This window comes from Embleya sp. NPDC050493 (assembly GCF_044458105.1).
GTDB lineage: Bacteria > Actinomycetota > Actinomycetes > Streptomycetales > Streptomycetaceae > Embleya.
In genome coordinates this window covers 20,681-39,598 of record NZ_JBITHP010000021.1, presented here as the reverse complement: position 1 = coordinate 39,598, position 18,918 = coordinate 20,681, and the positions used below count along the sequence as shown (strand labels likewise).

Genomic DNA, 18,918 nt, shown 5'->3' with positions numbered 1-18,918 from the left:
ACGGGACGGCGGAACAGCGCGGAAACCGCAGGCCGATCCCGATCAAAATCCTTCAGTCCCAAGGGAGTTCGTCATGGCCGCCGTCGACCACACGCTCGCCGCCCCCGCCCGTTCGATCGCCGCCACCCGGGACACCGTCGGCCGCTGGCTCACCGCCGGCGCCGCGGCCAACACCCTGATGGCCGGCACCTACGTCGCCTTCTCCACCGTCGTGATGCCACTGCTCGGCACCAAGGACGACGCCGACTTCGTGCACTCCATGCAACAGATCAACACCGGCATCGAGAACCCCCTGTTCTTCACCGTCTTCACCGCCGCCCTGGCCGCACCGGCGATCGCCGCCTGGAAACTGCGCAGGCACCCGACCACCGCCGCCGTCATGCGCTGGACCCTGACCGCCCTCGCCCTTTACACCACCACCGTGCTGACCACCTCCGGCATTAACGTCCCGCTCAACCAGGCACTCGCCCACGCCGGCGACATCGACCCGGCCAAGACCCGCGCCGACTTCGAGACCACCTGGAACATCTGGAACGGCATCCGCGCCGCCCTCTCCACCGCCGCCGCCGTCGCCATGCTCAAGGCCCTCCGCCTCCACCGCCGCAACCGCGTCTGAACCCCACCGCCCCCACCCGGACCGCTCGCCGCCTTCGGTCGCGACCCGAACGTCCGGGAAGCCGGCACTCGAAGGTGCGCACCGGAACCGGCAGCGACGCCGGCGCCGACAAGGGCCTGCCGGGCACGAACGCCTGGGGGTCTGCTCAGGCGAAGCGGATCTCGTGGTCGTGCGGGGTGATGAAGGCCAGTAGACGCGTGGCCTCATCGGTCAGGGCCGCCTTGGCCGCCCGGGGGATCGGGTGGAAGGGCTGCATGTCGAGGACCAGGGGTGGTCCGGCTGCGCCGGCGGCCGGAGAGCCCGCCGAGACCGGCTTGCCGGCTCGGGTGAGCCGCCACACCCCCGCAACCAGGCCGTCCACCAGGAAGGTTGCCCGGATGATGCCGTTGACGGTGAAGAGTCGTTTGCGATTCTCCTCGGAAATGATCCGGGAGCGGTCGGCGTGCGAAAGCAGGATGTTGTCGAATTCCGGGAGGAACCGAACCGGAGCCGGGGCGTCTTCCGGCGGCAACGGAGCGTCGGGGAGATCGAAGAGTTCGCGACCGGCCTCGTCTCGGTGGACGGCCAGGTTCGGACGGAGCCGATCGACCACCTCGCGCAGTCGACCGAGACCGGACCAGGACTGCATGTCCGCCACCGTGGCCGGGCCGAAGGCCGCGAGGTAGCGCAACAGCATGGCGTCCGGGGCGGTTTCGGCCGCCAGTGGCCGATCGAGCCAGTGTTCGGCAGTGGTACAGGCGGATTGACCGCTGCGGCCCCACAGCGCACGCGGCGGGACCTGGACCAGGGGCGCCTGGCTGCGCAGTGCGTGCGCCAGAACCTTCGGATCCTCACCCGGGAAACGTTCGGCGAGCGCAAGCCCGAGCGCCTTGGCGGTCAGCGGTTGCTCGGCCATCAACTCCCGTCCCACAGCGACCAGTTCGGCTACATCGACCTTCGAGTCGCCGAGTCCGTGCAACTGGTTGCGATACAGGTCCGCGTCGTAGATCGGCTGCACGACCGGCCGCAGTGCGAGACAGTCGGCGGCGGTCACCAGGTGCACCGTGCCACGCATCAGGCCCAGCCGAACGGCCCGGCGGTCGGTCAGGAGATCGGCCAGCTCGGTCGGCACGAAGTCGGCGAGGCGGGTCCACAGGCCGACGTACGGCGGATGCGGAGCCTGTGCCTGCATGCCGACCAGGTGCGTGATCGCCGCCTCCGCCGAGATCGCGTGCCGCCGGGTCAACAACTGACGTTCGAGCAGTGCACGGTTGAGTCGGCGAACGCTCAGGGTGGTGGTCTCCATGCCCGAAGACTAGGAGGGAATGCGGACGGAAACCTGCCGCATTCGACGCCAGGCTGAGCACATGGACACGCTGGAGAGTACGACCCGCCTGCTTCGCCTGTTGTCCCTCCTCCAATCCCCACCCGAGCGGCAATCCCCACCCGAGGGGCAGTCCCGGCCCGAGCGGCCTTCCTCCGCCGGACGGCGATCCGACCCCGCGCGGCAGTCGCAACCGCAGCGCCGCGACCGCGCCGACCGTCCCGTTCCACCGGATCCCCCGGTCTGGCCCGGCCCCCGGCTCGCCGCACGCCTCGGCGTCAGCCCCCGCACCGTCCGGCGCGACGTGCGGCGGCTGCGCGCGGCGGGCTACCCGGTCCGCACGATGTCCGGCGGCTATCGGCTCGACGCGGGCGGCCCGCTGCCGCCGCTGCTCCTGGACGACGACGAGGCGGTCGCGATCGTGACGGGCCTGCGTACCGCGGTCGGCGGCACGGTCGCCGGGATCGAGCCGACCTCGGCCCGGGCGCTGGCCAAGCTCGAACAGGCGCTGCCCACCCGGCTGCGCCACCGGATCGACGCACTCGACGCGGTCACCGTGGCGCTGCCGGTGGGCGGCGGGACGGTGACCGCCGCCGACCTGACCGCGATCGCGGCGGCCTGCCGCTCCGCCGAGACGCTGCGCTTCGACTACCGCACCCACGACGGCCGCGAGGCGGTCCGCACGACCGAGCCGCACCGCCTCGCCTGCACGGGACGCCGCTGGTACCTGCTGGCCTGGGACCTCGACCGGGCCGACTGGCGTACGTATCGCGTGGACCGGATGCGCTTGCGCACGCCGACCGGCCCGCACTTCGCGCCGCGTGCGCTGCCGGACCGGGACGTCGCCGGGTACATCCGTGCGGGCATCTCCACCCGGGCCTTCGCGCACCACGCGACCGTGCTCCTGCATGCCTCGCCGGAACTGGCCGCGGCCCGGATCGGCGCGACCGACGGTGTCCTGGAGGCGATCGACGCGGATACGTGCCGGTTGACCACCGGGGCCTCCTCGATCGACGCGCTCGCGGTCCATCTCGCCTTCCTCGACCTCGACTTCACCGTCGAGAGCCCACCCGAACTCACCCACCGGATCGCCCGGTTGGCCGAACGCTGGACCCGAGCGGCGGGCTGACACCGCAGCCCGGCGACCCACGACGGCCGAGGCCGCGCGCGGGCACCCGCAGCCCCGTCCGCCGGCCCCACCCACCGGCCGACGGCCGGGGCCTGCCTGCCGTTCGGCAGACATCGGCGCGCCGAGCCGATCTTATTTGACCGTACGTTCTTGAATGACCTAGAGTCGTTCCCGTGGCCAGGACCAAGGAATTCGATCCCGACGCCGCCTTGCAGTCCGCCCTCGAACTCTTCTGGGAGCGCGGCTACGAGGCGACCTCGATGGCGGACCTCGTGGCTCGCCTCGGCATCGCCCGGGCGAGCATCTACGCGACGTTCGGCAACAAACACGACCTCTATCTCGCGGCGCTCGACCGCTACCGCGAGGGCCGCAACCCGGAGCTGTTCGAGGAGTTGTCCCAGCCCGGCCCGGTGCTGCCGGCCGTTCGGGCACTGGTCGAGCGGTTCGCCCGCGAGGCGTCCGAGGAGCCGAGCCGATTCCTCGGCTGCTTCCTGACCAACACCGCCGCCGAACTCGCCGCGCACGACGCGGGTGCGGCGCGGATCGTCGAGTACGGCTGGAGTCAGATGGAGACCAATCTGACCGTCGCGCTCACCCGGGCCAGGGCACAGGGCGAACTGGGCCCGGACCGGGACCCCCAGGCACTGGCCCGCTTCCTGCTGGTCCTGCTCCAGGGGATGCGCGTGGTCGGCAAGGCCGGCCCGGACTCCGTCCGCCTGCGGGACGCGACCCGACAGGCACTCGTACTGCTCACCTGAGGCACGCACGCACGCCCTCCGCTCTCCACCGGATCGGAATCGAAACCGACGCCGACACCGAGCCCGGCGACTCGACGTCATACGCATGCCCTTATTCGAGAACGATCGATCTGTAAAAGCTATCGGCAACGGGGGTACCGGTATGACGGACGCGGGCACGAACACAGGGACACCCCCAAGCGCGGGTGCAGGTACAGCTACACCCACAGCCACAGCCACGACCACCCGCCTCGATCCGCCGAGCGTCCCGCACGCCGCCCTCGCCTTCGCCGTACTCGGCACCGTGCAGGCCACGCTCATCTTCACCATCACCGTCATCGGTGTGCCGTTGCCCGACATCGGCCGGGAGTTCGGCCTGGGCTCGGCCGACCTGGTGTTGCTCAGTGCCGCCTACGGGCTGCCGTTCAGCGGACTGCTGCTGTTCGGCGGTCGGCTTGCGGATCGGTACGGCGGACGCCCGATGTTCACGGTGGGGCTGGTCGTGTTCGGCCTCGCATCCGCGGTCGCCGCATTCGCCCCGGGTTTCGCCGTGTTGGTCGCGGTTCGCTTCGGGCAGGGTGTGGGGGCCGCGTTGACCGCGCCGGCGGCGATGGCCGTGCTGCGCGGGGTGTATCCCGCACCGAGTGCGTATCGACGGGCGATGGCGACCTGGGGCGGCCTGTCCGTATTGGGCGCCGCGATCGGCAACCTCGCCTCGGGCGTGCTCACGACCTGGGTGTCCTGGCGCTGGATGTTCGCCATTCCGGTCGCCGTGGCCGCCTTGGCCCTGTTCCTGACTCCGCGTCGCCTGCCGGGCGGGAAGCCGACGTGCGCCGGGCCCGCCGCCGGCGTGTCGGCCGAGGCGGGCGGGCGTCCCGGTCTGGATCCGCTCGGCGCGATCCTGGCCACCGTCGGCATCACCCTCGCGGGATACGGCCTGACCGTCACCGGCGACCACGCCTGGACGTCGGCGTCCGTAGTCGTCCCGCTCGGCGGCGGCGTGATCCTGCTCGCCGCGCTCCCGGTCGTCGAACGGCGCGTCGCCGACCCGCTCCTCCCGCCGGGCTTCGTCCGCGATCCGCGCCGGATCCTGGGGCTGGTCGGGGTATTGCTCGCGGCCACCGGTACCGGCCTGATCAGTTTCCTGATCTCCCTCCACCTCCAACAGGGCCGGGGCTGGTCACCGCTCGCGACCGCCGGCGCATTCGTACCGTTCACCCTCGCGCTGGTCGTGGGCGGTCGAGCGGCCGGGCCGCTGATCGACCGGTTCGGTCCGAGCCGAATCACCGTGGCGGGCCTGCTGGTCGGCGGCGTCGGCCTGCTCCTGCTCGCCCGTCTGGACGAGGGCACCCGATACGCCCCCGACCTCCTCCCGGGCCTGGTCCTGCTGCCCGTCGGCGCCGCCCTGATCTTCGCCGGCACCGCCGTCCTGACCACCGGCGGCGTTCCCGCCCATCAGGCGGGCCTGGCCGGCGGCGTGCTGAACACCGCAATGGAACTCGGGCCCACCGTCGGCCTGGCCGCGCTGATGTCGGTGGCCGCGACCCGCGGCGACGTGATCGCCGGCTACGCCTGGGCCTTCGGCACCGCCGGGGCCGTCTTCCTCCTGGCCGCGCTGGTGGCGGCCGTCCTTGCCCGGAACCGGGACGGCGACCACGAGCACGGCCCGACCCGCGGACCCGCAAGGCCCCGAACCCGCTGACCACACCACGGTCGAGCCGACCCCACCGGGTCGTCCACGGATCACCCGAAGCCACAACAACCGCGCCGGACGCATCACGGCACGCCGGCCGGCCGATGCGTCGGCCGAGCGATCGTGCCCACGCACCGACCACATCCACCGATTCACCATCTCGACACCGCAAGACACGGGAGAACAATCATGTCCGCACGTTTCACCGCCAGGACCGTCCTCGTCACCGGCGCCGGTTCGGGGGCCGGCCGGGAGATCGCACTCGCCTTCGCTCGCGAGGGTGCCGCCGTCGTGGTCGCGGGCCGCGGTGCCGCGCCGCTGGCCGAGACCGTGCGGCTGATCGAGGCCGAGGGCGGACGAGGCGCGGCGATCACCGCCGACGTCACCGACTCGCAGAGCCTGGCCGCGCTCGTGGCCCGCACGGTCGAGTTGTTCGGCGGTCTCGACGTCGCCGTCAACAACGCGGGCGTGATCCAGGGCGTGGGCCCGCTCGCCGATCTCGACGAAGGGGATTTCCGGGCCACCCTGGACATCAACGTGACCGGCACGTGGCTCTCGATGAAGCACGAGATCGGCTACATGCGGGCCAACGGTGGCGGAGCCATCGTGAACATCGCGTCCAACCTCGGCGCCCATTCCCGGCTCGCCAACCTCGGGGCGTACGTCGCGTCCAAGGCGGCCGTGAGTGCCCTCACCCGCAACGCCGCGCTCGACCACATCGGTGAGGGCGTGCGGATCAATGCGGTCAGTCCCGGCCCGCTGGACACCACGATGTCGCTGCGTGCCGGCGAGACCGAGGCCGAGCGCGCGGATCGCATGAAGGACGCGAACCCGTCCGGCCGCGTCGGCACCTTGGCCGAACTCGCCGCCGCCGTGCTGTACCTGGCCTCCGACGAGGCAGGCTTCGCGGTCGGCACCGACCTCGTGCTCGACGGCGGCGCCAGCGCCTGACCCGCTACCGGTTCCGCACCCGGCCCGGCCGCCGTCACTCCGACGCGGCCGGGCCGCTTCGGCATACCCGGACACCGGGGATGCCAGGGATGGCCGAGGCTCCCGCGCCCGGCGACTTCGGAGGCCGTCCCGGCGGAGGACACCGCGGCTCGACGGGCGGCGCCGGGCCCACCCGGACGACCGGGCGGTACACAGGCCATCGGAGCCCGAACGAGCCCGCCCGGCCGCTCGACGCGGCGAACCGCGGTGGCCCGAACGGGCGATCGACTATCCCCGGGCGAGCACCTCGGTCATGGCCACGGCGAACTCGTCCGGCCGCAGGGCGTAGCCCACGTGATCGGTCGGGAACTCCACGACCGGGAGGTCGAGGCGCTCGGCGAGCAGTGCCGTGGTCCGGTAGAGCAGCGTCTCCGCGCCCTCGTTCGAGACGGCCAGGACCAGCGGGGCGCCCCGCAGAGCCGTCAGGTCCGGTTCGAAGCGGGCGAACGCCGACAGTTCATAGGACAGATTGAAATGCACGTTGGCCTGCACCCGTTCGAGCAACTCCCGCACCGGCGTGGGCAGATCCGCTGCCGGCTCCGGCGGACCGGACAGCCCGAAGAGCGCGGTGAGCTCGCCCATCGCGGCCTTGAGGCCGTCGGTCCGGTACAGCTCGGCGACGTTGTCGAACTTCGCGTGCCACTGCTTCGGGTCGGGCAACAGCCCCACCACGAGCGGCTCGTGGGCGATCAGCAGGTCGACCTGTTCGGGGTGTCCGACGAGCAGGTCGAGGCCGATCGAGGCGCCGGTGCTGGTGCCGAAGACGGCCGCGGGTTCGGAGGTGAGGGCCAGGAGCAGCCGATGTGCGTCGTCGACATGCTCGTCGATGCGCTGCTCACCGGGCGAATCGGTGAGCCGGCTACGGGAGTTTCCGCGCCGGTCGTAGGCGACCACGGTGTGCCGGTCGGCCAGCCGATCGCCCAGCGCCGCGAACAGGCCGGTGTCTCCGTTGCTGCCGTTGATCAATAACAGGACCGGGCCGGAGCCGCGTACCTCGTAGTAGAGGTCGGCTCCGGGCACTGCCAGCGTGCCGGAATCCATCAGATCTGCCTTCCGTGCGGGGACCGCTCGGTGCCAACGCTACGGATGCGGGCGGCGCCCGTCCGGCGAACCCGGTTTCCCGCTCCGGCGGCGCGGGCGCCCGGCACGGTCCGCACGTACCGACCGGGTCCGCCGACCGACCCACGTCCGCTCCGGCGTCAACGGCTCTTGTACGCACCGCCGTTGACGTTCAGCACCTGTCCCGTGACGTGTCGGGCGGCGGGCGAGGCGAGGAAGGCGACGGCGCCGACGATGTCCTCCGGCGAGCCGGCCCGACGCACCGACGTCGCGGCGACCAACTGCCGGCGGCGGTCCTCGGTGAGGTTGTCCCGGAAGAACTCGGTGTCCGCGATGTAGCCCGGGGAGACCACGTTGGCCGTGATGTCGCGCGGGCCGAGGGCGTCCGCGAGGGCGACGTTCCAGGCGGCCAGGCCGGCCTTGGCCGCGCCGTAGGAGCCGGCTCCCGTGTCGGCCGCGATCGAGCCGATGCCGATCACCGCGCCGCCGGCGGCGAGCCGGTCCTCGACGGCCCGGGTGGTCAGCGCGGCGCCGACCAGATTGGCGTCCAGGTTGGCCCGGAACGCGCGAGCGTACCCGGCCAGGTCGTCGGTGGGACCGTGGTCGAAGTCGGTGTTGCCGCCGGCGTTGTTGACCAGTACGTCGATCCGCTCGGGCAGTTCGGCCACCAGTCGGATCAGCGCTTCGGGGTCGGTGTGATCGCAGACCAGTGCCCGAGCCCCGGTCTGCTCGGCGGCGAGGGTGAGCGGCTCCGCTCGCCGACCGGTGATCGTCACGGCGGCGCCGAGCCCGGCGAAGTGCCGAGCGATCGCCAGTCCGATGCCGGTGCCGCCACCGGTGACGAGGATGTTGCGTGCCATAGGATGACCCCCACGTCGTCGTTTAGATCTAAATTTAGGTCTGAACATAACACCGGGAAGAGGCCTCATGGCAACCGACGAGCCCCGTCCCCCCGCCGAGACATCGCCCCGCACGCCGGCGGCCCGTGCGGACGGGCCGGATACCGGGGGCGGGACCGAGGCCGGGGTCGAGGCCGGGACCGGGACCGGGACCGGGGCCGGGGCCGGGGCCGGGGCCGGGGCCGGGGCCGGGGCCGGGGGCGAGGCCGGAACCGAGGCCGGGACCGGGGCCGCGGCCGGGGCGCCCGCCGATCCCGAGGCCGCAGCCGAGTGGCGAACGGGAGCTGCCGCCGATCCGCTCGCCGATCCGGAGGCGGTCGGTGGCGGCGGTTCCGGGCGCGTCGGTCACGCCGTCGAGGAGATCGCCGCCGCGTGGGAGCGCGAGCGGCCCGGGACGCCGGTGTCCTCGATCGGGATCGTCACGCCGATCTGGCGGCTGGCCAAACTGCTCGGGGACGACCGTCGCCGAGTCCTGGCCGGCGCGGGCGTCGACGCGGCGACGTTGGACCTGCTGAGTGTGCTGCGGCGCAGTGGACCGCCGTACACGCTGGGTACGCGCGAGCTGGGCCGGCGTTCGCTCGTCACGGCCGGCGCCATCTCGCAGCGGGTCGCCCGGGCCGAGCGCGAGGGCCTGGTCGTACGGCGGGCCGGATCCGGTCGCACGCGCTCGGTCGAGGTCGAACTGACCGAGGCGGGACATGCGTTGGTCGAGGCGACGGTCGATCGGGTATTGGGCCGCGAGGCGGAGTTGATCGAAGGCCTGACCCCGGATCAGCAGACCCGACTCGCGGATCTGCTCGCGATCCTGTTCCGCGATGTGCAGGCCAGACTCGGCGACGACCGACTCACCCACGTGGGGGACGAGGACGCCTGATCCCGGGCCGGCCCTGCGGACCGATCCACCCGAGCCGCCCAACCCGGTCACCCGACTCGCGTTTCCCACGCGGGTCACCTACGCCGGCCCCTCACGCGGGTCACCCACCCGAGCGAATCCGACCACATCGCCACCGGCACGACCGGCCCACCCCGTCCCGGCCCTGCCCTGCCCTGCCCTGCCCTGTCCTGTCCTCCCCGCCCTGTCCTGCCCCCGCGCGGCCGCCACCGCCGGACGGCCCCGCGCCCCCTATCCCGTCGCCTCGACAAGCGTGCTCGGCGCCGCCGACCGCTCCGCCGTCGGGTGGCCGCCGCTCGCCCGGTCCAGCATGTGGGCAACCGTCACCGCATCTGCGGGCGTCCAGACCAGCACCGTCGTCTCGGGTGCCTCCGCGGGCAGGAGGAGCGACATCGTGAAGCGCAGCGGCACGACCGGCGTCGCGTGCTGCTCGGCCGCCCGGTCCGTGCCGGCAGGCGTCCGCACGGGCCGCGCTGCGACCTCGTCGACCTGCACCGTCCGAGCCGCGAACACGCCCACCGCCCGGCATCGCCACCACGCGGACAGGTCCGGGCGTTCGGCCAGCAGTCGCGCCGCGACGGTACGCCCGCGTGCGTCCTCGGGACGGGTGCGCAGGTGGCGGACCAGGTCGAGGGCGACCGTCTCGCGCTCGGGGAAGCCCGACTCGTGAGCGGGGTCGGTCAGCAGCATGAGCAGCAGATTGCGGCGCTCCATCGGCACGGCCGCCGGGTCGGGCCGGATCGCCCGCCAGGCGTCGTTCCAGGCCAGTACGTCCAAGGCCCGGTCGAGCACGAGCGCCGGGCTGGTCGGCCAGCCCTCGACCATTGCCCGCAGGCCGTCGGCCGGCGCCGGGCCGGAGTCGGCCGGTACGTGGAAACCGGCGAGTTCGAGGACATGCCGGCGTGCGTCGGCGTCCAGGCGCAGGGCCCTGGCCACCGATTCGAGCACCTGACGCGACGTATCCACCCGGCCCTGCTCCAGCCAGGTGTACCAGGCCACGCCGACCCCGGAGAGCGCGGCGACCTCCTCACGACGCAGGCCCGGCGTACGGCGGCGCGGCGATCGGGGCAGCCCGACGTCCTCCGGGGCGAGCAGTTCGCGGTGCGCACGCAGGAACCCGCCCAGCTCGCGCCGGCGGTCCCGCTCCTCCTCGGTGCCCATCGGCCCAGCCTATGACTGTTGCTCACCGTATGAACCGGAGCCTGGCCCGGCCCGGGCGACCTCGCGAGGGTGGTGGACGTACCGATCGACCCCGGCCGCCCGACCGGCCGGCGCACCGACAAGGAACCCGACACCCATGACCACCGAACCCATCCGCGCCACCACCCCCACCACCACCGCGTCCGCCATCGAGGCCGCCACCGCCGCCGACCCCACCGCCGACATCATGTGGCGCCGCAGCAACGACTCGTCCACGCTCGCCACGCCGCGCGCGTTCCTTCGGGTCTTCGTCGAGCCCGGTGGCCTGGAGGCCGCGACCGCGTTCTACGAGGACCTCCAGGGCGTCGAGCGCGACATGTGGTTCACCTTCCGCGAATACGGCATCGCGCTGTCGGCCGTGGGCGGCTTCCTGCTGATCGAGGGCGCCGCGGCCACGGTTGAGCGGTTCCGGTCCACCACCGGCACCCTGCTCGTCCCCGAGTTGGCGCCGTACCTGGAGCGCCTGGCGGCGGCCGGCGCCGAGATCCTCGAACCGCTGCGCCGTGTACCCACCGGTTCCGGGGTCACCGCTCGGCACGCCGACGGCACGATCGTCGAGTACGTCGAGCACCGCCCGACGCCGGAGGGCCGCTGATCCTCGGCCCGGCGCCGGTTACCGGGTGCCGGCTCTGGTGTCTCCGAGTACTCGTTCGCACTCGGCCCAGGCGGCGGCGCTGAGCAGCGGACGAAACCCGGCCAGCAGGTCCCACAATCCGGCGCCCCACTGCGCCCGAAGGTCCGGGGCGACGCGCATGATGTCGAGTTCGTTGGCCGCCGTGAGCTCGGCGAAGTCGCGTCGCTCCGCCTCGGTCGGCCGGTAGGTGCGGCCGGTGAACCGGTCCCGGAACGGGCCGTCGACCAGTGTGCCGTGGCTCGCGGCCCGGTCGCAGCTGCCGTAGAAGTACACGATGCGCTCGGCGTCCACGCCGATCCGGCCCGCGAGTTCGGCGCGGCGGTCCAGCGGGAGCAGTGCGGTCGCGAATCCGTCGGTGCCATAGAAGGCGTGGCACAGGCCGGCGGTACGCAGTTCGGGGCGTGCGCCCCAGGTGCCGAGCAGTGCCTCGACTCGGGTCAGGTGGGCCAGCAGGGTTCCGCCCGGATGCTCGATGCGGTCCCCGCCGAGCATGCGGATGTAGTCGTCGATCATGTGCCACCCCTTGCCATGTAATGGGTCGGCGCCGATTTCCCGGTGGCCGCCCGATGACTTCGGGTTCACGATAGCGCTGACGAACCGTCAGATCCCAGGGGCTTCGGCATACACGTTGCCGGGTGCCGCACTCGGGTCGGCGTTCACAATGCGGTGAACGGCGCGCGGGGCCGCGCCGGTGCCGACGCCGCACCGGGAACCGCGACACCGTAACGCCGGGCCGCCGGGCCGCCGGGCCGCCGGGCCGCCGGGCCGCCGGAACAATGTGCCGGGGACAACGATCCGGAATCGACCTGCGGGGAATGACAACGCGGCCGTTCGCTTTGTGGATAGCGTCGAGGCCGGCTGCGAACAAGTACGGAGATCAGCGTGGGACCGGATCAGTTCTGTCTGGTGTTGTTGCGACGCATGGGCGATTACCAACCCGATCTGGTCGCCGACGCCGTCCGCGAGTTGGAATTCACCCGCACTCGGATGCGCGAGGTCAACGCGCAGTGGCAGCGCATGGTGCGCAGCCGCTCGGTCGGCGGCCCGGGCCGCGCCTACCGGGCCGCGTTGGGCGAGCCGTCCGGCCGGGCCGAACGCCGGATCGGGGATCTCACCGCCGATGCGCAGTGGTGGGTGCTGCCGCTGTGGCCGGAGTTGCGCTTCGAGATCCTCACCGGTCCCGACGGGCGGGTCTGGCAGGAGTGGCTCGTGCGAGCCGATCCCGCCACGACGCCGCCCGCCGAAAGCGTGGCCGACCTGCGGCCCTGGGAGTTCGTGATCGGCGACATCGAGCGCGCCTACCCGGAATTGCGACACCTGGAGGGTTCCGCGCCGAGCCGCTGGGCGAGCCTGATCATCGAGGGCACGAGCACCTACCGAGCGGACTTCGTCTGGGGCCTGCTCCAGAACGTGACACGCATCGACGCCGCCACGGACGCGATCCCGGCAGCGCAGGCACTCTAGTGCCGCGCCCGGGTCGCCGGGCCCGCCCCATCGGGGTCGCCCGGCGCACAACCGACGTCCGCCGGGCCCGGCCTCACCTCGGGCCGCGAACGGCTAGAACCGCACGCGCAACGACTCCGGCCCGCGCAATGCCGTGCCGAGCAACCCGCGGACCCGCGTCGGCGCCGCCAGGCGCATCGTCGGCAGCCGTTGCAGCAGCACCTTGAGCGCGGCCCGAATCTCGGCAAGGGCCAGCCAGGTGCCCAGGCACACGTGCGGCCCGTCGCCGAAGGCGAGCGTCGGCCGGACCCGGCGGCCGATGTCGAACACGTCCGGGTCCGGGTAGTGCGCCGGATCCCGGTTGGCCGCGGTGATCGCGAAGATCAGCGGCGTCTCCGCCGGTATGTCCAGTCCCAGCCCCTGCCAGTCGCGAACCGGCGCCGGGCACACCCGAGGCAGCAGGCCGACCGGCGGCTCCCAGCGCAGCGACTCCTCCACCGCCCATTCCAGTTCCTCGTCGGGGTCGGCCGACACCCGGGCCAGTTGCTCGGGGTGGGTGAGCAGGGCGTACAGGGCGTTGCCCAGGCCCAGGTAGGTGGTGTCGGCACCGGCCGGGAACAACAGCCGCAGGAAGGAGAGGATCTCCTCGTCGGTGAGCCGGCGACCCTCGGCCTCGGTGCAGGCCAGCGTCGAGAGCAGGTCGTCGCCCGGGTCGGTGCGCCGACGCGCGACGATCGGCGTGACGTACTCGGTGAACTCGCGCGACGCGTGCTCGGCCGCCTCCGGCGCCATCGGGAAGTGGAACAGGTCGACGGCCCAGCGGCGGAAACGTTCCTCGTCGTCCATCGGCAGTCCGAGCAGGCGGGTGATCACCCGGACCGGATAGCCGTGCGTGAACTCGGTGACCAGGTCGGCCTCGCCGCGCGCCTCGAAGCGGTCCACGAGTTCGTGCGCGAGCGGTTCCAGGATCGCCTCGACCTGATCGGTGACCACCTTGCGACGGAAGGCCGGCACCACGAGCTTGCGGTTGATCCGGTGCTCGGCGCCGCGCATGCACTGGATGGTGTGCCCGAGCACCGGTTCGGTGGTCGCGGCGTAGATCGCGGACGCCGGGAACGACTCCTCGTCCTTGAACGCGGCAGTCACCAGATCGTGGGTCAGGAACAACACCGCCCGCGTACCCAGGAACGGCACGATCGCGTACGGCTTGCGCACCCGTGCCGCGGCGAGCACCTCGTGCAGGTCGGGAATGTCGTCGAAGGCGAAGTCGTACCCCTCGACATCGAATGGCGCGTGTGCGTCGAACGGATCGAGGGGTTCGCGTACTGCGGGCGATTCGATCATCCGGACTCCCTGTCCAAGCCTTCGGCGCCGCGTCGCATCGTCGGCGCCGCCGCGGCACACACACCGCAACCTCGCTCGCATCGCGTCGCGTTGCATTCATCGCACTGCATTCACCGCACTGCATCCAGCGCGCGGCGCCCGACGAATATTCGTCGCTGAAGTGACGTATATTCATTGACTCTAAGGACGATCCCGAGCCCGAACAAGGGGTGCCGCATGGTTGCTTCGCCGCCCACCGATCGGGTGGTCGCCGTCGTGGAGTTGCTCGCCGCCGCACCGGGCGGGCTGAGCGTGTCGGAGGTGGCGGCGCGGCTGGATCTGAACCGGTCCACCGCGACCGCCGTGCTCGCCGCGCTCGAAGCGCCGGGCTGGGTGCAGCGCGGGCCCGATCGGCTCTACACGCTGGGGCCGGGCCTGCTCGCGGTCGCCGACGCGGTGCATGCGCGGGTGGGGCTCCCGGCGGGCGCCGCGCAGGTGTTGGCCGCGCTCGCGGCCCGGGTCGGCTGTGGCGTGGCGCTGTCCCTGGTCGGCGTCGATCACGTGGTCTTCCTCGCGGTGGAACCGGGGCCGGGTCGGCTGCCGGCCGGGATCCGGGTGGGCACCCGGCTGCCGCTGCGACCACCGGCCGGGGCCTCGGTGATGCCATGGCGGCCGGCCGCCGAACGTGCCGCGTGGCTCGCCCACGCACCCGAGTCGGCGGCAACCCTGGACACCGTCCGCGCCCACGGCGTCGCCGCCTGGCGACCACGCGCCGACTCGACCGAACTGCTGGCCGTCCTGCGAGACGTGGTGGGCCTGCTGGACGAACACCCGGGCCGCACGGGGCTGCGCGAGCGAGTACGCGACCAACTCGCCTCGATCGGCGCACACCCGTACACCGACGCCGAGTTGACCTCGGACCGGCCACTCCCTCTGAGCTACCTCGCGGCGCCCGTCCGCAACGCCCGGGGCCACCCGACCCACGAACTCCAGATCGGCCCACTGCGCAACGCCGTCACCCCCACCGAACGCCACGAATACATCACCGAACTACGAACCGCAGCAGCCCACCTCTCCACCCGCACCACCGCCTGACCCGCCGACCCGGCCCCCAGCCCCCACCCAGCCCCCACGCGGCAACCGACACCCCACACCGGCCCGCCCCGCAAACTGGCTGCATGAAACTCCGTATAGGTGTCGGCCTGGGTCCGCTCGACCCCGCCGACCCGGCCTCGTTCGGTGGACTCGTCCAGTACATGGAGCAGGTCGGCGTCGACTCGCTGTGGCTGCCCGATCTGGTCGGTGGTGACCTGCCCGATCCGCTCGTCGGTATCGGGTACGCGGCCGGCCGCACCCGGCGGCTCAAGCTCGGCAGCGGTGTCACCGTGCTGCCCGGCCGCAACCCGGTGGCCGTGGCCAAGGAACTCGCCACGCTGGCGGCGCTCGCGCCGGGCCGGATCCTGCCGGTGTTCGGCATCCGGCACGCAACAGCGCGCGAACGGCCGCTGTTTCCGATTCCGGGTCCACGCGGCGAGGTGATGGACGAGGCGCTCACCCTCGTGCGTCTCCTGCTCGAAAACGAGGACGTGTCGTTCGAGGGCAAGTACCACCGCTGCGAACACGCACGTGTGGGCCCGCGACCCACCCGCCCGCTCGACCTGTGGCTCGGCGGCAGCGGCCCGCAGTCGCTGCGCCGGGTGGGTCGGCTCGCCGACGGCTGGCTCGGCGCCGCGTTGACTCCCGACGAGGCCGGCGCGGCCCGGCGCACGATCGAGGCCGCCGCGGCCGAGGCCGGGCGTACCGTCGACGACGACCACTACGGGATGAGCCTGGTCGTCGCGTTCGACGGCATGCCGAGCCGCGAGTTCGGCGCGCTGCGCCGGCAGCGACCGGACGTGAGCGCCGCCGAGTTGGTGCCCACCGGGTGGGCCGCCGCGCGCGAGCTGATCGGGCGGTATGCCGATGCCGGGGTGAGCAAATTCGTGATCCGCCCCGCCGGCACACCGCGCTCGTGGACCGCGTTCCTGACCGAATTCGCCGCCGAGCTGTTGCCGATGGAGACCTGAACGATCTTGCCGCACACGGCAACTGACGCTCCGTAAGCAAAATATTGCGCATTTCTCGCCACTGCCTGAATCATGCGGCCGGTGCTTCCCCCGCGGCGGGCGAACCACCGGCCGCGGGTGCGCCGTCCGCCCGCCCACCTGCGTCGGAGCGCATGTCGACACGTGAACAGTCCCCGTATGCCCGGGAGATGCCCCGGAGTCGGTCGTGCCCTCCGATTGGCCGGAATACGTACGGCAGTACCGATCGAATCCGGCCAACGGTGCCGCGCCGCCCGTGGCGACGGAGGGTTGCGCCTGGTCTGACAGTCAGTCAGGATCGCCCCCGTTCCCCTCCGGACGGCGCGCGCCACCGAGCGCTGCCGCCGGCAACGAAGGATGGAAATACACGTGTCGACTTCCCCCGCGACTCCGCTCTGGCTTCAGGGACGGGACGCCGTCGTCGCCGCGGCGGCCCCCGACGACTGGCGCGAAGAGACCCCCGACTACCACCTCTCGCACACGGTGATGCCGGGTCAGCGCAGCACGCAACACGCACCCGACTCGCTGGAAGCGATCGTCGAGAGCCTCGTGCAGGTCTTCGAGATGGAGGTCTCGCACAAGAAGGACCCGAAGACCTGGGTCTCGATGGTCACCGAGCGATTCCGCACGAACGTCAACGGCGGCCCGTGGGCGAGCGCGCAGGACATCGTCGACCAGGGCAGCTACAACATCCTGATCGGCGACAGCATCTTCTACTCGCCGGGTCGGGAGAGCTTCGAGTCCTCGCACCGGATCTTCCACACCGCGTTTCCCGAGGGCTTCTACTGGGAGGTCCTCGAAGTCCTCTCCCCGCCGCCCGTGATCGCGTTCAAGTGGCGACACTGGGGCAGCTACACGGGCGAGTACAAGGGCTTCCGGCCGGACGGCAAGACCATCGAGATGTTCGGCATGAGCGTGGCCAAGGTGAGCGAGGACCTCAAGCTCGTCGAGGTCGAGCACTACTACGACCCGAACGCCTTCCTGTCCCGACTCACCGGCGGTTGCCCGGTCGCCCACGGCAACTGACCAAGCCGAAGCCGAGGCCGAGCCGAACCCGACACGGGACCGAACCGAGCCCGGACCGCGTCAGGCCCGAAACCGAGCCGGCCCCGGTCGAGCCGAGACGAACCGGCCCGACATCACGGGCCGACCGCCCCCTGCGACCCGCCGGCCCTCGGGTGCCGGACGGCCTCACCCCGAGCCCGCCCGGCACCCACGCGACGGCACACCCCGAGCCCGCCCATGCCCTCCGGCCGGCTCCCGGATAGCCTGGCGCACCACCGCGTTACCGACCCGGTGGTTGCCCCGACGGCCCGACCACGGCCCGCCCGACCCCGGCCGCGCCCCGCCGCCGGCCCAAGCACGAGCCGGGACGTTCATGACCGACAAGCACCACCCGCCCACCTTCCGGGTCGAGTCGAACAGCGCCTTCCGGACCAACTCGGTCGGCCTCGCGGGTGTTCCTTTTCCGCTCGCCGCCGAGGTGTTCGAGCGGGACGGGGTGTACGGGATCGGCGGCGCGGCGGTGCGGGCGGCCGATCTGGTCGACGTCCTGGAAGCGTTCGCGCAGCCGGTCGTCACGGTGCAGAGCCTCGGGCACTACTGGTTCGATCCGGAGGACCATCGCGAGTGGACGCCGGGCGAGATCGCCCGGGATCAGGGTGTCGAGGCCGAGGCCCATGACGTCACCTGGGCCGGACACAGCGAACTACTCGTGTTACGCAGGGGCGACCTGGGCCGGTTCCTGGCCGAGCTGTACCCCTACAACATCGCCGTGCTCGACGCGCCCGGCCCGGTGTCGGCCGCCGCCGCCGACGAGATGGCGCTCGCGGTCGGCACGAGCGGCCCCGACACCTCCGTGCTTCAGGAGTTGCCCGACGCGGGGCTGTACTTCTCCGGCCACGACGACTGCTACTTCCACGTCGAGAGCCGTGATCCCGCGCTGCCCGTCCGGGTGTTCGCCCGGCTGCTGACCCTTGCCGCGGGTGCGGCGCTGCTCGTCGACGACGAGGCGGTCACCGTGGTCGAACCGCACTCCGAACTCGTCCGGGCGATCCTGGCGCGGAGCGCACACTGGTCGGGCCCGATCGGCGAGCCCGAACCCGACGGCACCGTCCGACTCGATCTCGCGGCGGGCAAGTGGCGGCTCGGCACGCGCCTCCCGGCCCGGGCCGATCTGTCGGCCCGCTACGACCCGACCACGGGCCGTTGGCACCTCGCGGAACCCGAGGCCGGGATCGGAACCGAGCCCGGGACCGGGCACCGGGCCGAACCCGGGGCCGGGAGCCGGCCCGAGTTCGACCCCGGCCCCGGTCCCGACGCCAACCCCGACCTCACCTTCTAATCCCCGCTTCCGCCCCCACCCACCACGAATCCTCACGACCCCCGCTGACCCGCACTCCCGCTCACAACCGCGGCGTGCGCATCCGGGTCAGTCGTCCGCCCTCGCCGACGGCGTCGTCTTCGGTGCGCACCGTCATGGAGCGGTACGTGCCGGGGACCGTGGCCACCCAAAAGCGTTCGGCGAAGATCGTCGCCGGCGCCTGTAGTGCGAACCGGCCGCGCCGGAACTCCACCCGCGGCGGCACGCCGTCGTCCGGCAACACGCCCCACGCGAGCGCCCACGGCGGCTCGCCGCGGCCGGAGCGCAGCGCACCGCGCAGCAGCGTCGGACCGAGCGCGGCGCCGGCCACGGCCACGTCGATCAGCCGGTAGCCCGTGTACACCTCGAGCGCCGGCCGCCCACGCGAACCCTTGCCCACGCGCATCGTGCAGTCGCTCAGCCGCAGGTAGAGCTCGGTGGTCGTCTGCTGCAGGACATCGCCCATGGCGCGCTCCCCCGTTCGAAGCTCCCGGCGGGACAGTCCCTCGGGCCCCACCAGGATTCGCTGTCGGGGCCATTCGCCGCATCGGCTG

At 72.3% G+C, this 18,918-nt stretch carries 19 protein-coding genes; 12 read left to right on the top strand and 7 right to left on the bottom strand.

From position 1 onward, the window contains the following. Window positions 1-73 precede the first annotated feature (73 nt). A complete protein-coding gene (locus ACIBM5_RS32210) occupies window positions 74-616 on the top strand; it encodes an anthrone oxygenase family protein (protein WP_396010131.1) in 543 nt (180 codons plus the stop codon). 145 nt (window positions 617-761) lie between these two features. On the opposite strand, the gene ACIBM5_RS32205 is transcribed toward ACIBM5_RS32210, so the two are convergent. Further along, entirely contained in the window at window positions 762-1,901 is a 1,140-nt protein-coding gene (locus ACIBM5_RS32205; RefSeq protein ID WP_396010129.1) for a winged helix DNA-binding domain-containing protein, read from the bottom strand. A gap of 61 nt (window positions 1,902-1,962) precedes the next feature. On the opposite strand from ACIBM5_RS32205, the gene ACIBM5_RS32200 reads away from it, so the two are divergent. The 4 genes from ACIBM5_RS32200 (at window position 1,963) to ACIBM5_RS32185 (ending at window position 6,429) form a co-directional block, all read left to right on the top strand. Then, complete coding sequence (locus ACIBM5_RS32200; protein WP_396010128.1) at window positions 1,963-3,048, top strand: helix-turn-helix transcriptional regulator; 1,086 nt, start codon at window positions 1,963-1,965, stop codon at window positions 3,046-3,048. Between the two features lie 173 nt (window positions 3,049-3,221). Further along, window positions 3,222-3,806: a TetR/AcrR family transcriptional regulator gene (locus ACIBM5_RS32195; RefSeq protein WP_396010127.1), complete on the top strand. Its 585-nt coding sequence runs from the start codon at window positions 3,222-3,224 to the stop codon at window positions 3,804-3,806. A gap of 142 nt (window positions 3,807-3,948) precedes the next feature. Next, window positions 3,949-5,487, top strand: a complete 1,539-nt coding sequence (locus tag ACIBM5_RS32190; RefSeq protein WP_396010126.1) for an MFS transporter — start codon at window positions 3,949-3,951, stop codon at window positions 5,485-5,487. A gap of 180 nt (window positions 5,488-5,667) precedes the next feature. Then, on the top strand, window positions 5,668-6,429 hold the full coding sequence (locus ACIBM5_RS32185; protein WP_396010124.1) for an SDR family NAD(P)-dependent oxidoreductase: 762 nt from the start codon (window positions 5,668-5,670) through the stop codon (window positions 6,427-6,429). 267 nt (window positions 6,430-6,696) lie between these two features. Here the strand turns inward: ACIBM5_RS32185 and ACIBM5_RS32180 are convergent, their stop codons facing one another. Continuing rightward, window positions 6,697-7,509 (bottom strand): alpha/beta fold hydrolase, encoded by an 813-nt coding sequence (locus tag ACIBM5_RS32180; RefSeq protein ID WP_396010123.1) that lies wholly within the window; start codon window positions 7,507-7,509, stop codon window positions 6,697-6,699. A gap of 158 nt (window positions 7,510-7,667) precedes the next feature. Continuing rightward, on the bottom strand, window positions 7,668-8,387 hold the full coding sequence (locus ACIBM5_RS32175; RefSeq protein WP_396010122.1) for an SDR family NAD(P)-dependent oxidoreductase: 720 nt from the start codon (window positions 8,385-8,387) through the stop codon (window positions 7,668-7,670). Between the two features lie 400 nt (window positions 8,388-8,787). Between ACIBM5_RS32175 and ACIBM5_RS32170 the strand changes: the two genes are divergently transcribed. Then, window positions 8,788-9,300: a MarR family winged helix-turn-helix transcriptional regulator gene (locus ACIBM5_RS32170; protein ID WP_396010273.1), complete on the top strand. Its 513-nt coding sequence runs from the start codon at window positions 8,788-8,790 to the stop codon at window positions 9,298-9,300. Between the two features lie 249 nt (window positions 9,301-9,549). Here the strand turns inward: ACIBM5_RS32170 and ACIBM5_RS32165 are convergent, their stop codons facing one another. Next, window positions 9,550-10,479 carry a helix-turn-helix domain-containing protein gene (locus ACIBM5_RS32165; RefSeq protein ID WP_396010121.1) on the bottom strand — a complete coding sequence of 310 codons (930 nt, stop codon included), beginning with the start codon at window positions 10,477-10,479 and terminating at the stop codon, window positions 9,550-9,552. A 136-nt stretch (window positions 10,480-10,615) separates the two neighbouring features. Here ACIBM5_RS32165 and ACIBM5_RS32160 point away from each other — a divergent pair, with 136 nt between their 5' ends. Beyond that, the gene (locus ACIBM5_RS32160) at window positions 10,616-11,113 is read left to right on the top strand and encodes a VOC family protein (RefSeq protein ID WP_396010120.1); all 498 of its coding nucleotides are present in this window, start codon (window positions 10,616-10,618) and stop codon (window positions 11,111-11,113) included. Window positions 11,114-11,131: 18 nt separating this feature from the next. On the opposite strand, the gene ACIBM5_RS32155 is transcribed toward ACIBM5_RS32160, so the two are convergent. Then, window positions 11,132-11,665 carry a DUF6817 domain-containing protein gene (locus tag ACIBM5_RS32155; RefSeq protein WP_391586033.1) on the bottom strand — a complete coding sequence of 178 codons (534 nt, stop codon included), beginning with the start codon at window positions 11,663-11,665 and terminating at the stop codon, window positions 11,132-11,134. A gap of 369 nt (window positions 11,666-12,034) precedes the next feature. Here ACIBM5_RS32155 and ACIBM5_RS32150 point away from each other — a divergent pair, with 369 nt between their 5' ends. Beyond that, window positions 12,035-12,616 (top strand): hypothetical protein, encoded by a 582-nt coding sequence (locus ACIBM5_RS32150; protein ID WP_396010119.1) that lies wholly within the window; start codon window positions 12,035-12,037, stop codon window positions 12,614-12,616. A 93-nt stretch (window positions 12,617-12,709) separates the two neighbouring features. On the opposite strand, the gene ACIBM5_RS32145 is transcribed toward ACIBM5_RS32150, so the two are convergent. Beyond that, window positions 12,710-13,939, bottom strand: coding sequence for a cytochrome P450 (locus ACIBM5_RS32145; protein ID WP_396010117.1), 1,230 nt, complete (start codon window positions 13,937-13,939; stop codon window positions 12,710-12,712). Between the two features lie 216 nt (window positions 13,940-14,155). Between ACIBM5_RS32145 and ACIBM5_RS32140 the strand changes: the two genes are divergently transcribed. From ACIBM5_RS32140 to ACIBM5_RS32125, 4 genes are all read left to right on the top strand, one after another. Then, window positions 14,156-15,013: a helix-turn-helix domain-containing protein gene (locus ACIBM5_RS32140; RefSeq protein ID WP_396010116.1), complete on the top strand. Its 858-nt coding sequence runs from the start codon at window positions 14,156-14,158 to the stop codon at window positions 15,011-15,013. 83 nt (window positions 15,014-15,096) lie between these two features. After that, complete coding sequence (locus ACIBM5_RS32135) at window positions 15,097-15,984, top strand: TIGR03854 family LLM class F420-dependent oxidoreductase (RefSeq protein ID WP_396010115.1); 888 nt, start codon at window positions 15,097-15,099, stop codon at window positions 15,982-15,984. Window positions 15,985-16,371: 387 nt separating this feature from the next. After that, the gene (locus tag ACIBM5_RS32130) at window positions 16,372-17,028 is read left to right on the top strand and encodes an ester cyclase (protein WP_391586038.1); all 657 of its coding nucleotides are present in this window, start codon (window positions 16,372-16,374) and stop codon (window positions 17,026-17,028) included. A 352-nt stretch (window positions 17,029-17,380) separates the two neighbouring features. Then, complete coding sequence (locus ACIBM5_RS32125) at window positions 17,381-18,346, top strand: hypothetical protein (protein WP_396010114.1); 966 nt, start codon at window positions 17,381-17,383, stop codon at window positions 18,344-18,346. 61 nt (window positions 18,347-18,407) lie between these two features. On the opposite strand, the gene ACIBM5_RS32120 is transcribed toward ACIBM5_RS32125, so the two are convergent. Beyond that, window positions 18,408-18,830, bottom strand: coding sequence for a hypothetical protein (locus ACIBM5_RS32120; RefSeq protein ID WP_396010113.1), 423 nt, complete (start codon window positions 18,828-18,830; stop codon window positions 18,408-18,410). Window positions 18,831-18,918: the final 88 nt, after the last annotated feature.